General features: G+C 44.4%; 14 protein-coding genes and 2 tRNA genes. 13 read left to right on the forward strand and 3 right to left on the reverse strand.

All coding sequences use genetic code 11. The annotated features are described in order from the left end of the window. Positions 1-15 precede the first annotated feature (15 nt). From CS948_RS04700 to CS948_RS04760, 13 genes are all read left to right on the forward strand, one after another. Entirely contained in the window at positions 16-858 is an 843-nt protein-coding gene (locus CS948_RS04700) for a DUF3822 family protein (RefSeq protein ID WP_099290567.1), read from the forward strand. Beyond that, entirely contained in the window at positions 846-1,382 is a 537-nt protein-coding gene (locus tag CS948_RS04705; RefSeq protein WP_099290568.1) for an RsmD family RNA methyltransferase, read from the forward strand. The genes CS948_RS04700 and CS948_RS04705 overlap by 13 nt, the downstream gene beginning before the upstream one ends. A 115-nt stretch (positions 1,383-1,497) precedes the next feature. Beyond that, a complete protein-coding gene (locus CS948_RS04710) occupies positions 1,498-2,478 on the forward strand; it encodes a hypothetical protein (RefSeq protein ID WP_099290569.1) in 981 nt (326 codons plus the stop codon). Positions 2,479-2,577: 99 nt separating this feature from the next. Then, on the forward strand, positions 2,578-3,636 hold the full coding sequence (pstS, locus tag CS948_RS04715; RefSeq protein WP_099290806.1) for a phosphate ABC transporter substrate-binding protein PstS: 1,059 nt from the start codon (positions 2,578-2,580) through the stop codon (positions 3,634-3,636). A gap of 108 nt (positions 3,637-3,744) precedes the next feature. Beyond that, entirely contained in the window at positions 3,745-4,596 is an 852-nt protein-coding gene (gene pstC / locus CS948_RS04720) for a phosphate ABC transporter permease subunit PstC (protein WP_099290570.1), read from the forward strand. 7 nt (positions 4,597-4,603) lie between these two features. Beyond that, complete coding sequence (gene pstA, locus CS948_RS04725; protein ID WP_099290571.1) at positions 4,604-5,467, forward strand: phosphate ABC transporter permease PstA; 864 nt, start codon at positions 4,604-4,606, stop codon at positions 5,465-5,467. 68 nt (positions 5,468-5,535) lie between these two features. After that, positions 5,536-6,303, forward strand: coding sequence for a phosphate ABC transporter ATP-binding protein PstB (pstB, locus tag CS948_RS04730; RefSeq protein ID WP_099290572.1), 768 nt, complete (start codon positions 5,536-5,538; stop codon positions 6,301-6,303). A 118-nt stretch (positions 6,304-6,421) separates the two neighbouring features. Beyond that, positions 6,422-7,099 (forward strand): PhoU domain-containing protein, encoded by a 678-nt coding sequence (locus CS948_RS04735; RefSeq protein WP_099290573.1) that lies wholly within the window; start codon positions 6,422-6,424, stop codon positions 7,097-7,099. A 10-nt stretch (positions 7,100-7,109) separates the two neighbouring features. After that, positions 7,110-7,787, forward strand: coding sequence for a response regulator transcription factor (locus tag CS948_RS04740; RefSeq protein ID WP_099290574.1), 678 nt, complete (start codon positions 7,110-7,112; stop codon positions 7,785-7,787). A 12-nt stretch (positions 7,788-7,799) separates the two neighbouring features. Then, entirely contained in the window at positions 7,800-9,563 is a 1,764-nt protein-coding gene (locus CS948_RS04745) for a cell wall metabolism sensor histidine kinase WalK (protein WP_099290575.1), read from the forward strand. A 279-nt stretch (positions 9,564-9,842) separates the two neighbouring features. Continuing rightward, complete coding sequence (locus CS948_RS04750) at positions 9,843-10,526, forward strand: NigD-like protein (RefSeq protein ID WP_099290576.1); 684 nt, start codon at positions 9,843-9,845, stop codon at positions 10,524-10,526. A gap of 169 nt (positions 10,527-10,695) precedes the next feature. Further along, positions 10,696-10,777: transfer RNA gene (locus tag CS948_RS04755), tRNA-Tyr, on the forward strand. A 5-nt stretch (positions 10,778-10,782) separates the two neighbouring features. After that, positions 10,783-10,855: transfer RNA gene (locus CS948_RS04760), tRNA-Gly, on the forward strand. A 120-nt stretch (positions 10,856-10,975) separates the two neighbouring features. Here CS948_RS04760 and CS948_RS04765 read toward each other — a convergent pair. The 3 genes from CS948_RS04765 to CS948_RS04775 form a co-directional block, all read right to left on the reverse strand. Then, a complete protein-coding gene (locus tag CS948_RS04765; RefSeq protein ID WP_099290577.1) occupies positions 10,976-11,710 on the reverse strand; it encodes a hypothetical protein in 735 nt (244 codons plus the stop codon). A gap of 238 nt (positions 11,711-11,948) precedes the next feature. Beyond that, complete coding sequence (locus CS948_RS04770; protein ID WP_099290578.1) at positions 11,949-14,729, reverse strand: pitrilysin family protein; 2,781 nt, start codon at positions 14,727-14,729, stop codon at positions 11,949-11,951. Then, entirely contained in the window at positions 14,726-16,003 is a 1,278-nt protein-coding gene (locus CS948_RS04775; RefSeq protein ID WP_255301857.1) for a thioredoxin fold domain-containing protein, read from the reverse strand. Before CS948_RS04775 ends, CS948_RS04770 begins: the two co-directional genes overlap by 4 nt. Between the last annotated feature and the right edge of the window lie 13 nt (positions 16,004-16,016).

The following is a 16,016-nucleotide window of genomic DNA, read 5'->3' on the forward strand; positions in this document are numbered from 1 at the left end:
GTAAACGAGGAATACATGCAGAGTATTTATTTTGTTGACTCGGATTTCACTTACGAATTATCTACACAATCGATATTATCCATCCGTTATGCAACGGATGGATTTTCGTTTTGCGTGCATGACGCCCATGACAAATTAATGGTATTTGTTCACGAACCTTATGCCGCGGATTCTCGTGAAGCCGTGATTGCCCAGTTGAAGAATTATCTCGTGAACGACGTGATTCTGAACCTGCGATTCAAAAAGGTATATCTTATGCCCTGTTTCAGCGAGAGAACCATTATCCCCGGGGCTCTCTTTAACAAGGCGAACGTGGCAACCCTCTATTCCGTGAATCAAGAGATTACCCCCGATGATACGCTTTTGTATCATCATATCGAGAAAATAGATGCCTACCTCGTGGAAACGATCAATACCACTCTCAACAATTTCGTTTGGGAACATTTCCCGGTGCTCCAAATCGTGAACGAGGCATACCCCTTTATACAAGGAGCGTTAACAAAAGCATTGCATGGTTCGGAACAAATATTCCTGAACATACAGGCTGATTTTTTCGATATCCTATTTATAAAAGATACAAGGGTGCAATTATTCAACTCGTTTAATCACAGGACGGCAACCGACATCGTTTATTTCCTGTTGAATTGCATCAAAGAATGTGACATTCAAAAAGAGAAACTACACGTTTCGGTGTTCGGTGCAGCAACAAATGACGAGAAACTGAAAGAATTGCTCTCGACCTATTTACCCACTCCTTATTTCGCAAAAGAACCTATATTAAACGGTATCTTGCCCGGCAAGGAGATCAATTCATCCTATTTCATTCACTTGTTAAATCTTCATCGATGCGGATTATAAGCGGCACACACAAGGGGAAAGTCATATTCCCGGACAAAAATTTCAGGGCTCGCCCGACAACGGACTTTGCTAAAGAAAACTTGTTTAACGTGCTCAACAACTACATCGATATAGAGGGAGCCGTCGTGCTGGACTTATTTTCCGGCACGGGAAGTATCAGCTACGAATTTGCCTCACGCGGTGCAGAACGAATCGTATCCGTGGAATTGAACTACAATCATTACTCTTTTATAAAAAAGACGATACTCCAACTCGGTTTCAAGAATATCAACGTATTCAAAACCGACGTGTTTATCGCTTGCAAAAAACTGAAAGGCCAGTCCTTTGATATCATCTTCGCCGACCCTCCATACGATCTGGAAAAGATTATGGATATCCCGGCCGCTATATTTGACAATGAATTATTAGCCCCGGACGGGTTGGCTATTATTGAACATCCCGGCACGGTAGACTTCTCATCTGCCCCCTTCTTCTCCGAACACCGTCAATACGGCAGCGTAAATTTTTCTATTTTCAGGAAATAGAAAATGTAACATTGTTGTAATTAAAATGTATCTTTTTAGAAATCTTTTCAATCTACTTTAGCCGTCGAAAACAAGAGGTTTTCAATTATTTATTTAACGACTAAAATTTAGACAAATGAAAAAGATTTTAATGAGTGTGGTTTTGATTATCGCCTGCATGAGCAGTTTCGGACAAGAAGAAAAAAAGAAATTCCAGATTACCGGGAAACCTATCGTTACCGTTTTCGCTAACTATCATGCCGGATTGGGGGACGCGAACAAAGAATCCGGATTCGCGTTGGATCGCGCTTACTTGGGTTATCAATTTTCACTAACCGAGAAACTTAGCGGGAAGGTAGTATTCGACATGGGCTCCACGAAAGTAGACGGCGCAGACCTTGAAAGAGTGGCTTATATCAAAAACGCCATGTTAAGCTGGAAGACAGGAGATTTTACCTTGGATTTCGGGTTGATCGGTTTGGAACAATTCAACGTGCAAGAAAAGTTCTGGGGATACCGTTACATCATGAAATCATTCCAAGACGAGTACAAGTTCGGTTCCAGCGCAGACATGGGTATTTTGAGCAGATACAAATTTACCAAATGGCTCTCTGCCGATATCACGATCAGCAACGGCGAAGGGTACAAAAAATTGAACGGAGACAACAAATACCGATATGCCGTCGGAGCCACTTTATTCCCGGTAAAAGGTCTGACTATCCGTGCCTACTATGACCTCGCCAGCAAAAGCAGTGATGCAGACGGATTGAAAGATCAACAGAACTTGGCTTTCTTCGCCGGATATAAACACAAACTTTTCTCTCTTGGCGGTGAATACGACCAAATGTTCAACACCAAATCCAAAGAAGATAAAGACCAAAACGGTTTCTCCGTTTACTCCACGGTGAAATTAGCCGAAAAATTCGACGCTTTCGGGAGATATGACAACTTGGCTTCCAAAGACGATTGGAGCAGCGCAGACGGGCAACGGGTCTTAATCGGTATCCAATACTCCCCGATCAAACAGTTGAAGATAGCCCCAAATTTCTCGACATGGAATCCAAGAGACGGGAAATCAAGTTCTTTCGCTTATTTGAACATCGAATTCAAGTTGTAACATTAATGTAACATTCGTGCAACATTCATGTAACAAGATTCATCTAAACTTGCATTGTAAAAAATGAATCAATAGATGTTGAAATTAATACAATCAAAAATGAAAAACTTATTTATTATTCTTCTAGCTATCGCGATTGCATCTTGCGGCAACTCAAAGAAAAACAAGGGTTCCGAAGACAAGAAAATGAATATCGCTGCCGCCGGAGCTACATTTCCTCTGCCATTCTACAATCTGGCCTTCAAAACCTACCAAGAGAAGACCGGCAACACGGTAACCTACGGGGGAATCGGTAGTGGCGGCGGAATCAGAAGCTTGAAAGATAAAATTGTTGACTTCGGGGGCTCGGACGCCTATCTTTCCGACTCCGAAATGCAAGAAATGCCTTATACCGCAATACACATCCCCACTTGCATGGGTGCCGTGGTACTGGCATACAACTTGCCGGAAGTGAAAGATTTAAAGTTATCCGGAGAGGTGGTTGCCGATATTTATCTGGGTAAAATCACCAAATGGAACGATGCCAAAATCAAAGAATTGAACCCCGGCATTACCCTCCCAGACAAAGAACTTACCCCGGTATACCGCTCGGACGGTAGTGGTACGACCTTCGTGTTCAGCGACTATCTTACCAAGGTAAGCGCAAACTGGAAAGAGAACGTGGGTACCGGAAAGTCATTGAAATGGCCGGTAGGACTGGCAGCCAAAGGAAACCCGGGCGTAGCCGGAACGATCAGTCAAACACCGGGAGCAATCGGGTACATCGGCTCTGAATACGCGTTCTCGCTGAATATCCCGATGGCACAAATGAAAAACAGTTCCGGGAACTTCATCACCCCGAATACCGAAAGTATCTCTGCCGCGGCAAAAGGGGATATCCCGGCAGATACCCGTACCATGATCACCAATTCGGACGCACCGGACGCGTATCCCATCAGCTGTTTCACGTGGATTATCCTTTACAAAGAACAGGCATACGCCAACAGAACTTTGGCACAGGCTCAAGCCACTGCTAAATTACTGGACTGGATGTTAAGCCCCGAGGCACAAGCTTTAACAACAAAAGTACACTACTCCCCACTCCCAAAATCCGCGGTGGACAACGCCAAAGCACTATTAAACTCTATAAGTTTCGAGGGCAAACAAGTCCTTAAATAATAAAGTTACAGGTTACAAGTTGAGCCTACGGCTCTGCAAGTTGCAGGTTCTCCACGGCACCCGACTTGAAACTTGTAACCTGCAACTTGTAACTTAAATTATTATTTAATGCGTGATATTATTTTTAAACGGTTACTTTCCATTTGTTGCATCTTGATACTTTTGATCAGTGCCGGAATGATTTACTCTCTGGTGAGTGGTTCTCTCTCCGCGTTCGGTCAGTACGGATTCTTCCAGTTCATTGGTTCAACAGAATGGGATCCCCACCCGGACAGAGAAACATACGGGGCACTCTCGTTTATCGTCGGAACATTATTAACCTCTTTTCTGGCATTAATATTTTGCATCCCGTTCTCCCTACCCGTCGCTCTTTTTACCGGAGAATTTTTCAAAGGCAAAAGAATAGCCACTTTTATCAGTTCTATCATTGATTTATTGGCGGGAATCCCTTCTATCGTCTACGGTTTATGGGGATTTTATACCTTCCGCCCGCTCATTATAGAAATGGGCGTGAACGCGCAAGGATTCGGGATATTAACCTCCTCTATCATTCTGGCAATCATGATCATTCCCTATGCATCCTCTCTCAGTGGCGAATTCATATCCATGGTTCCCAACGAACTGAAAGAAGCCGCGTATAGCCTTGGAGCCACCCGTTACGAGGTCATCAAAAGCGTCACTTTCCCGGCAGCGGGCTCCGGCGTATTTGCCAGCTACATCCTTGCCTTGGGACGGGCTTTAGGTGAAACCATGGCGGTCACCATGCTAATCGGTAACACGAACAATCTACCGACCTCACTTGCCGACACGGGTAACACGATGGCAAGTATCATAGCCAACCAGTTCGGCGAGGCGGACGGTCTGAAATTAAGTTCGCTCATCGCTATCGGGCTGCTTTTGTTCTTGATCACGGCTATCATCAACCTGATAGCGAAACTCATTATAAAGAAACTTAACTGATAGAGAAATGAGTAGTCTAAAATATAGAACGATAAAAAGCAAGGCATTCTTCTGCATCACGTGCCTTTTTGCCTCACTGACAGTAGTCCCCCTATTCGCTATTATATGGGAACTCATCAGAAAAGGCTACAAGCAAATCAACTGGAACTTTTTCACGGAAAGCGCACCCAGCACCTTGGATGCCATGTTAGCACGCAACACGGGTGACATCATTCCCGACGGTATCGCTAACGGAATCACGGGTACATTACTTATGGTCGTGTTGGCCGCCGTTATCGCTATCCCGATCGGGATCATGGTAGGTATTCATCTGTCGGAACACCCGAAAACCAAGTTTTCCAATATCACCCGTTTTCTAACGGATTTGATACAAGGTAGTCCGTCTATCGTGATTGGTATTATCGCCTATGCATGGATCGTCAAACCAATCGGTAGCTATTCCGCTTTGGCGGGAAGCGTTGCCTTGAGTATCATGATGCTTCCCTTGATCGTCCGCTCAACGGAAGAAACATTGAAAATGTTACCGGGCAGCCTGAAAGAAGCCGGGCTCGCCCTCGGCGCCTCGTACACGAGTGTCGTACTCAAAGTATTACTGCCGGCAGCCTTCGGGGGACTGTTCACGGGAATCCTTTTAGCGATTTCCCGCGTTATGGGAGAGACAGCACCACTCATGCTCACGGCTCTGGGAAGTACCACAATCAACTGGGATATCGTGAAACCTACCAGTGCGGTACCTCTATTAATTTGGGAATTCTACAACGATCCCAACTTGATAGACATGATCTGGAGTTCATCATTATTCCTGCTGCTCTTGATTCTGACACTTAATATCACAGCAAAACAGATCGCTAAAAAATGGAGAATCCAATAATTTACGATTTTTGATTTACGATTTCAGATTCATCAATCGTAAATCAAAAATCAAAAATCATAACCAACATGGAAATCAAAGATCCTATACTACAACTGAAAAACGTATCTATTTCATATACACCCGGGAAAAATGCCGTGGAGTCAGTGAGCGCAGACATCGCCGAGAAAAAGATTACGGCAATCATGGGACCCTCGGGATGCGGGAAAAGTACTTTATTACGGGCAATCAACCGGATGCACGAGTTATACCCGGATATAAAAACCACCGGAGAAATTACATTGAACGGGAAGAATATATTGAAAACCAATCCCATGGAGGTACGCCGCATGGCAGGTATGGTATTTCAACGCCCGAACCCGTTCCCGACCATGAGTATCTACGACAACGTCATTGCCGGATATAAACTGAACGGCATCTCCCTCTCCAAACAGGAGAAAGACGAACTCGTGGAACAAAGCCTCCAGAACGTGGGTCTGTGGAATGAAGTGAAAGACGCCCTGCACAAAAAAGGAACTTTCCTCTCCGGGGGACAGCAACAACGCCTTTGCATCGCACGGGCTCTCTCGCTAAAACCGCAAGTACTACTGATGGACGAACCGACCTCCGCCCTTGACCCGATTGCCACGAACCGTATAGAAGAACTGTTACTCGATTTAAAAAAAGAGTTCACGATCTTGATTGTCACGCACAATATGTCACAAGCCGCACGTATCTCGGATTACTCCATGTTCATGTACCTCGGAAACCTCGTTGAATATGATGAAACCCGGAAGATGTTCACCAACCCGAGTGACAAACGCACGGAAGAATACTTGACGGGACAATTTGGATAACAACTTACGATTTATGATTTCAGATTTATGATTTCAGATTTCAAACAATAAATCATAAATCTACAATCATAAATCGTAAATCCCTAATCATCAATCTTAAATCATCAAATTTCATATTATGACTACAATAAGAGAAAAATACCTCGAGAAAATAAAAGAAGATTTTGAAGTACTGTCTACCGTCGTTATCCAGCAAATGGATATCGTGTTCACACTCACGGGAAGTAATAAAGACGCGGAATTACACGATAAAATAGAACACAACGAAGTAATCATCGACGGACTGGAAGTAAAAATACGGGACGAAGTGATCAACTCCATCGTACTCTATTGCCCCAGAGCGAGCGATTGCCGTAAAATCATGTCTTATCACGACATGACGGCCTATCTGGAAAGAATAGGGGACTTGCTTTTAAACATCGCGGACTTCCTGCGTGAAGTCGAACTCCAAGGGGAATTATATACCCTCTTCCGTGAAATCATTCGCGAGCAACTGGAAATAGTGAAAAAAATGACACAAAATGCTATCTTTGCTTTCACGTGTGAAGACGAAAACTTGGCGAAAGAGATTATCCGCACGGATGATATCGTGGACAAAAACCACAAAGAAATCGTTCACGGAATACCTCTTCATTTCGTGGGTAGAACCGTCAAAGATCAAGATTTATTAGATGCCTTGTCACTGAGCAACATGTCATACAACATCGAACGAATCGGCGATAATGCCACGAATATAGCGGAAGCGGCTATCTATCTCATGGAAGGCAAGAACGCGAAACATATTCATAACAATTAAAATTGAAACGATGGACAAAAAACGCATTTTAGTGGTTGACGACGAGGCTGATTTAAGAGAAATCCTGCAATTCAATCTCGAGAGCGAGGGTTACTTCGTCGCCACGGCTCCTTCCGCGGAACAGGCATTAAAGATGCTCCCCGAGGAATATGACCTGATATTACTGGATGTCATGATGGACGGAATGTCCGGTTTCAAAATGGCAGAGAAAATGCGCAAAGACCTGCACAATGCCACCCCGGTTATATTCCTTACCGCCAAAGACACGGAAAACGATATGCTCACCGGTTTCAGCATCGGCGGGGACGATTATATTTCCAAGCCTTTCTCGATAAAAGAAGTATCGGCAAGAGTGAAAGCGGTACTGAAACGAACAGGTTCCCCGGAGAGTAAGAAAACCATCATCGACGTCGGCGAAATGCATATTGACCAAAGTATGAAATGCGTGTCCGTTAATGACCGTATTATCCCGATCACTAAAAAAGAATTCGAGATATTAAACATGTTGGCACAAGCCCCCGGAAGAATATTTTCCCGCGAAGATATTCTCAATAAAGTATGGAACGACGACAGCTACGTGCTGGAACGCACGGTAGACGTCCACATCACCCGGCTGAGAAAAAAACTCGGAGACCAAGGAAAACATATCATCAATCGCTCCGGGTATGGCTATTGTATAGAACTTTAAAAAATTATTCCCATGAAATTATCCTATAAACAGAAGTTATTCATCTACTTCTTCATTGTATTCGCGGCATTCACCATCGTGATTACCTTTTTCCAACAGAACCGGGAAAAGGAATACAAGACCGAAACCCTACGCACCACGCTGGATGACTATTCAGACATCATAGCTCGTTTTATCCATCAACATCATTTACTTGAAAAACATCGGGTTGACTCGTTAAACAGCGTATTAACGCTCATGCCTTCCAACTTGCGCCTGACGATAGTCAGCCATGACGGGAAAGTCCTGTATGACAACAATCTCGACACGGGAAAAGAGATAGAAAACCATCTACAACGCCCCGAAATACAATCCGCGTCCATTCAAAAAACGGGTACAGCCATACGTCTTTCGCGAAGCACGGGAATAGAATATTATTACTACGCCAAAGACTACATCAATTACTACATCCGGGTTGCACTCCCCTACGACATCGAGGTACAAAATTTCTTGAAAACGGACAATATATTCCTCTATTTCATCACGTTGTTGTTCTTTATCACGCTGATCTCGCTGATTTACATATCCGATCGGTTCGGGAAAGCTATCTCCGGCTTGAAAGACTTCATTATCTCCGCAGAGAATCATAATATCGACTACAAAAATATTCGTTTCCCGCACACGGAATTAGGAGAAATAGGAGAGAAAATCATCCACAGCTACCGTCTACTGGAAGAAAGCAACAAGCAAATCAACGTGGAACAAGAAAAATTACTCCGCCATTTCCATTATTCCGACGAGGGTATCGCCATTTTCTCTGCCAACCAAGAAAAGATATACGCCAACACGCATTTTATCCAATACCTGAACACGATTTTGGATGAACCGACCTTTAAGGTGGAAGGACTCCTCAACCAACCGGATTTCAAAGAAGTGGCAGACTTCCTGAAACGCAACACCCCGGTCAACCCCAACACCGCGAACATCCCCGTTTACCAGAATAAAATCAGCAAATCCGGCAAGCACTTCGCCATTCAACTACTAATATTCACGGATAACAGTTTTGAAATCACACTAAACAACATCTCTGACAACGAGAAAAACCGTTTGTTGAAACAAGAGATGACCAACAATATCGCCCATGAACTGAAAACCCCCGTGAGTAGTATCCGCGGCTACATCGAAACCTTGTTGGAACAACAGAATATCGCTCCCGACAAACAACGTTTTTTCCTTGAACGCACCTATTCGCAAGTCGTGAGATTATCCGATCTGATCCGGGATATTGCCTTAATCACGAAAACAGAAGAAGCCGCGGAAATGTTTGAAAAAGAGCAAGTCAATATCCACGCCACTCTACAGGAAGCTATCACGGATTTACATGAGCCGATCGTATCTCATGGCATCACCGTCAAAAATAGCGTCGATCCGGCAATCTCTATCGAGGGAAACAAGACTCTCGTGTACGCCATTTTCCGTAATCTCATCGAAAACACGATCAACTATGCCGGAGAAAACATCTCTATCGGGATCAACAATTACACGGAAGACAACGAATTCTATTATTTCTCCTATTACGACACGGGGCGAGGCATCGACGAAAACCACCTGAACCGTATCTTCGAACGTTTCTACCGGGTATGCGAAGGACGCAGCCGTCAATCCGGAGGCTCCGGTTTGGGACTCTCTATCGTGAAGAACGCCGTCCTTTTCCATAAAGGAGAAATATCAGCTAAAAACAGGAAAGACGGGGGATTGGAATTTTTGTTCTCGCTAAGGAAGATCGAGAATGCGTAAGGGTTTATAAAGTTTATAAGGTTTATAAAGTCCGTAAAGTCGAAAGTCCATAAAGTCACGGGTGTCCTTCGGACAAAATCAAAACGGCAGCACAAGCTGCCGTTGGTATAGCGCCCCGCAGGGGTCCACGGACTTTCGACCTTATGAACTTTATGGACCTTATGAACCTTATAAACTTATTTTAATACTATTCAACGCAACCATTTTGTTAATCATCCATCTAATGCATAGATGCTTAATGGCAGATGTGATAACAACAAGTAATAAGAAAGGGAAAAAATGAAAAGCAAGAACACATTCACGCTAATTATTTTTTTGATCATAACTACACTCACGTTTTCCTCTTGTAACGATGACGGGTATAGCTTGGATAAATTTTGGCTAGAGTTTGGCACGATCGAGAAAACCGGAGATAACGAATACCAAATCCTTTTGGATAAAGGTCCCGTGCTATTTCCCTCCGTTTCGAACGTACCCGCCCGTTCACTGGAAAACAACGCACGAGTATTCGCGGACTTCACGATCCTGCAGGATGCCAACCCGGGCTCAGACGTGGATCATTACGTGAAAGTAAACGGTTTGCAGGAATTACTGACGAAACCGATCGTACCGTACAAAGAAGCCATCAGCGACAGTTTAGGAATGGATCCGATAGAACTACCCGAGTACTGGATCGCCAATGACTTCATCACTTTCCGTTTTTTCTACGGCGGTGGCGGAAGCATTACCCACATGGTAAACCTCACCAAGCATGAAGAGAAAACTGCCGACGGAAAGGTATTACTGGAATTCCGCCATAACGCTTACAACGATCCGGAAAACACCAGTAGAAACGGTTACGTGAGTTTCCCGCTAAAGGAAACCTTTAGCGAGGTAACGGACTCTGTCGAACTCCGAATACACTACAAAGCGTTTGATCAAAAAGAAAAAACAATTGACATTACTTATCGTCCTCGTAAATAGGTCTCTTCGTGACGGTAAGATGTAACGGGGAAGTTTCGTTCTGAACTTCCCCGTACTTTTTTTACGACGAAAATATCTTTTTTCAAAATTTTCTCTCCCAATATTTGGACTTTCAATAAAACTCTCTATCTTTGTACCCGCTTAACAAAAGCAACCGTTCTTTGAAAAAGGGGAGATACCAAAGTGGCCAACTGGGGCTGACTGTAACTCAGCTGACATCGTCTTCGTAGGTTCGAATCCTGCTCTCCCCACATTCGCGGAAATAGCTCAGTCGATAGAGCACTAGCCTTCCAAGCTGGGGGTCGCGGGTTTGAGTCCCGTTTTCCGCTCTCAATATAAAGCACTTACGAAGGTAAGTGCTTTTTGCTTTTAAACGGTTTTCATGAGACTTGGATAGTTTTTGTCAACCAAAACGTCAACCACGCTTCACTTTTTTGAGAAAAATAAGATCAATTCCCTTTCATCTTCTCGATTAAACGTGTGACAGCTGCCACCAATTGATCGTCGTCTTGATAAATCGTCACCACCAATCTTCCCCCCTCCTCGATACTCCGAAATCCGATATCCCTATACCACGATAGCTTATCTGCCATCGCCTCCCCGTAATCCGATTCATCATTGATACCGAAATGCTCCCACCGAAATATCGTTCCCGTGATTTTATTACGTACCGTGAAATCGGGAAACTTTTTCTGTTTTCCGACAGCCAAAGGCGCCTCATAATACACGTCAAAAAAATCCACAGCCAACAATTGATTCAGTATATACAATTCCTGCGTCGAACGCACGAGTACTCCATTAGCCGCTTCATACTTTTTAGCACTCTTGAAAAATGTTCCCGCCCCGGGATGCGAATCCGCCACATTCCGATCTTCACAAGTGGTTTCCTTTTTAATCACTCTGGCTTTAGGAAAAAAACGCCACTGGTAATGATGATAAATAGTGGTATCCACCGTGCAATTTCTAATCAATTGCTTCAAAATACCCTGATCGTGCATTTTTCTCATAAAACGACTAAAATCCATCGGAGTCGGAAAATGTTTAGCGAAATCCTCTTTATCTTTTATATAGTCATATATATCATTCAATCGAGCGATTTCCGATGCGGCAGACTCGTTTAACAATTTATCAATATATGTATTGATTTTCTTCAACAACACGTACTCTTGAGGCAATGATTCCATAGTAAATTTGATTTTTTCAACTGTAAATATAGAAAATAAAAGCGAATAATATCATAGCCGGGGCATCACACGAGCGGATTGCGGAAAAATACATCCGTTCACCCCTCCTTAATCGTTCACAGGGTTTACCTCCCTCGACAAGGAAAGAACAAACTAAAATAACTGGTAATTAACGAGGAAGTGTTTATTGATTAGGGAGGTGTGTTAAAACACACCTCCATTTTTGCCTTCGTGACAGCTATCGTGATTTCACCACGATATCAACGCATTGCGCATCAGCAAAAAACTTACGGGCAAAAGCCAACACGTCTTTCGCCTTAATCTTATCAATCACTTTCTCGAAAAACTCGGGAGCATCCAAACTTTTTCCCGTGCGTTGATAAAACTGGATATTTTCCGTCCAGAAAGGAATACTTCCAAAATCCGGAGCTGCATCCCGTTCTTTTTTCAATAACAGGATAAAATCCTCCACGTCTTCATCGGACATTCCCTCTTTCAAGAACTGCTCAATCTGCTCGTGCACGATAGCCCGCATACGGGGTCCTTTCTCCAAGGAACTCTCGAATTGCACGTTAAATAACTGCGAGGATTCGGGATAATCGGTAACATCCGTCCGCACGTGTACCCCGTACGAACCGCCCTCCGCTTCCCGAATACGCTGTTGAAACAAGTATTCGAAATGCTTCTGAAGAATCATCATGCAAAATTTATCCGTCGGTTTCGTCTTCAACGTGTTCGTGAAAGCCATATCCACCATGTACTTTTGCTCGGGAATATCCACGGCAATATCTTTCGCCATGCTCTCTTTTTTATAGTACTCGTACTTAACGGGCTTCTCCTTGCGGTAAGTAGAAGAAAGCGAAGCGATATATCGAGTAACAAGCTCCCGGGCAACCTCCCGTTCCAAATCACCCACGATATAGAAAGAAAAGTCCGAGGCATTCCGGTAACGCTCCTTGAAAATACGAACCATCTTCTCGTAATCCATCGCCTCGTAATACCGTACATCCCTCACCCAAAGCCGGGGCGACTTCACCATCCGCAACTCACGCAACACGTCATTGATAGTGTCGTCCGTCGTCTTACGAGAGTGAGCCAATGTCAACTTATTCACGTGCACATATTTGTCAAAAGCAGCTTTATCGAAACGAGGTTTTTCCACCACCAAATGCAAAAATTGGAAAGCGAAATCCGCGTCACGTGTCGTACTCGTGCAATTAATACTTTCGGATTTCTCCTCCAAGGAAATATCCATGTTGATGGAATGCTCCTGCACGAGCGCATTCAACTCTCGAGTCCCGTACTTATACAGACCGCTCTTCAAGAATAAAGCCACCATAGCGTCGGCTGACGGCAAATCCTCTGCTGGAAGCAAAGAACGTCCTCCTCGGCTACCTATCAAAACATTAAACATACCCTTGTTGTAATCGGTGTACTTGTAATAGACCTTCGCCCCGTTACTCAACGTCCACTCTTCCGCCTCTATCGGCTTCAACGCTTTCTCCTTGACAATTTTACCCGCCGGAATCTCGAAATCGACCAAAACACCGTTGCCCGCCAACTTCTCCTGTCCCTCCCCGGCTTCAAATGTCCACTCGCGAGCCTCCTGCATCACGGTTGAAATCTGTTCTTCCGCGGGGAAAGGATAATCCGCACTATTTCCTTGCATGATATAAATCCAATTCCGGTCGTCGTCAAACCAGCGAGCAATCCACTTCCGGAAATCCTCGGCGGTCAGACTGTTAAGAATCGCTGCCGTCGTATCTATATTCTGCTCGAACTCGCTAATCGGGTACCCCAACAAGAAATTATTCTGGTACATTTGCAAGTACATACTATTCGGGAATCGCTCTTTTTGCAACTTAAACTGCTCCAACCGCTTGAGATAACCAGACGCCATGCCGTGCAACTTTTCATCGGTTATCACCGTCTGATGAACCCGCACCATCTGTTCCATCAACTGTTCCAACGCCTCGATTTCCTGCCCGGGCAAAGACGACACCACGACATTCAATCCCTCGTAACCCCGAACGATATCGAAGATACCGATACTCGCATTAAGAAACGCCACATCGGAATTTTCCATACACTCCGCCAAATGGTCGCACATCATCTTGTTGTAAAACTCCCGCATCAAATCTTCCCGCAACATATCCCGTAACGAACGCACCGGATTCTTCCGGAAACGCTTCATAAGCACCATCCCGTTCGTCGGCACATCCTTGTCTATCAACTTATAATATTGAGGTTGCGGACTATCCGGAATATCGTACACGAGGCGAGGTTTCGGGTTCTCCCGCCGGGGAATGGGAGCGAACAAACGTTTCACCTCCGCTTCCACCGCATCCACGTCTATATCCCCGAGAATAATCACGGCTTGTTGGTCCGGACGATAGAAATCCTTGTAATAATCCCTCACTTGTTCCGCCGTGAAACTCTGCAACACTTCCACGGAACCAATCACGTCATGCGTGGCGTACTTGCTCCCGTTATAGATGAAAAAGTTCGCCTGCTTCTGCAATCGAGCGGACAAATCCATTCCCGCACGCCGTTCCTCTTGTATCACTTGCCTCTCGATTTCCATCTCCTCGGGATACAATTTAAGAAAACCGGACCAATCCCTCAATACCAAAACACAAGAATCAACCAACAACTTCGAAGCGGTAGGAACATTATTCACGTTATACACCGTTTCGTCGTGTCCCGTGTAGGCATTAAAATTACTTATCTTGTGCCGTTTCAAAAAAGCCGGAACCCCATCCGGGAAATTATCCGTGGCATGGAAGGCCATGTGCTCGAGCACATGAGCTAAACCATTCTGCTGCTCCTCCTCCATCAACGCACCCACGTTCTGCACGAGATAAAAATCGGCACGTCCCGGCAAACTTGTCGTGCGGCGAATGTAATACGTCAGCCCGTTTTCCAATCGCCCCTGCCGGAAATTCACCGATTCCTCTTGCGCTAAAATCGATTGCCCGAAGGATAAAAAAACAAAAAACAATAGTAACAAGTTTCTCATAACTCCCTCAACTTCTCTTGTATCATGTTCTGCAACTGTTTCATCAACTCCACGTCTTCGATTCCGGAACTAACGACAAAAGCTTGATTCAAACTTTGTTTTGCTTTCTCCAGATTACCCATGGCATTGAAACAATCTCCTAGCATATACAACAAACGAGTACGCAATTGTGCCGCCATCTCGTATTGCAAAGCCTTGTCCAACCACGCTATCACTTTCTCGTTCGCACCCTCCGGCAAATTACCCCGGTACACGGTGTACAAATCTTCAATCGGTTGGGTATAATCATTTACCGTCAAAGCCTTCTCCGCACCGGAAAAGTATTGATTCATCTTCTCGAAAAACGTATTTATATCCTTGCGGAAAAGACTGTAATACCCGTCCGCTAACAAAGATATCGCCTCAAAAGCAGAAAGCGAACCGAATGAAATATCGCTATATACCGGCTGCAAATCTCCTTTTACCCGCTCCAAATGTTTCTTGTAATCCTGTTTACCGTTTCTACAAAAAGAGAGGATATAATTATTATAAACACCCAAGATGAAATCTTGAATCTTCTCTTTCCCCACAATCTCCCCGTATTTCCGGTAATTTTTCACCAGAAAATCGAAAATCTCGTCATTACCCTTGATTTCATTGTGATACATGCTGATGATATACAAATCCTCGGCGTTAATCATATTCTCCAACTTCTTGTTCTTCACGTACTCCGGGAAAAGAGCCTCGATACGCACCATCCATTTATCCCGGTTATACCCGGTTTGGGTAGCGATAAACTCGGGAGCCCGAAACAACAACTCCTGTTGCAGGTCGGTATTTTTCTTTTCCTTCTTCGATTTCTCGTACAACTTCTCAAAAGTCAGCATATCACCCGTCACCATCTTCGCTTCATTGAGCAATGCGGCAGGGGCTTTCGCCCCCCGCACCACGCGCAACACCTCACCTTTCACGTTCACGAATATCATCGTGGGAAAAGCCTCCACCCCGTATTTCTTCACCAGTTCAGCCTGCTCGGAAGCTTCCGCATTCAACTTGCAACTCACGAAATGCGTGTTAAAATAGTCGCCCACTTCCGGAACGGTAAACACCTTTTGCGACATCACTTTGCAAGGTCCACACCACTCCGTGTAAAAATCAACGAAAACGTCCTTTTTCTCAGCCTTCGCTTTTTTCAAAGCCTCCTCGAAAGTTCCTTGAAAAAAAGTAATTTGAGCGGATAGACTCCCCATCATCCCCATCAACAGGAATACCAACACGTATTTAATCCTTCCCATAATATTTCCTCTC

Origin of the sequence: Butyricimonas sp. Marseille-P3923, assembly GCF_900184685.1 — a bacterium.
Classification (GTDB): Bacteria; Bacteroidota; Bacteroidia; order Bacteroidales; family Marinifilaceae; genus Butyricimonas; species Butyricimonas muris.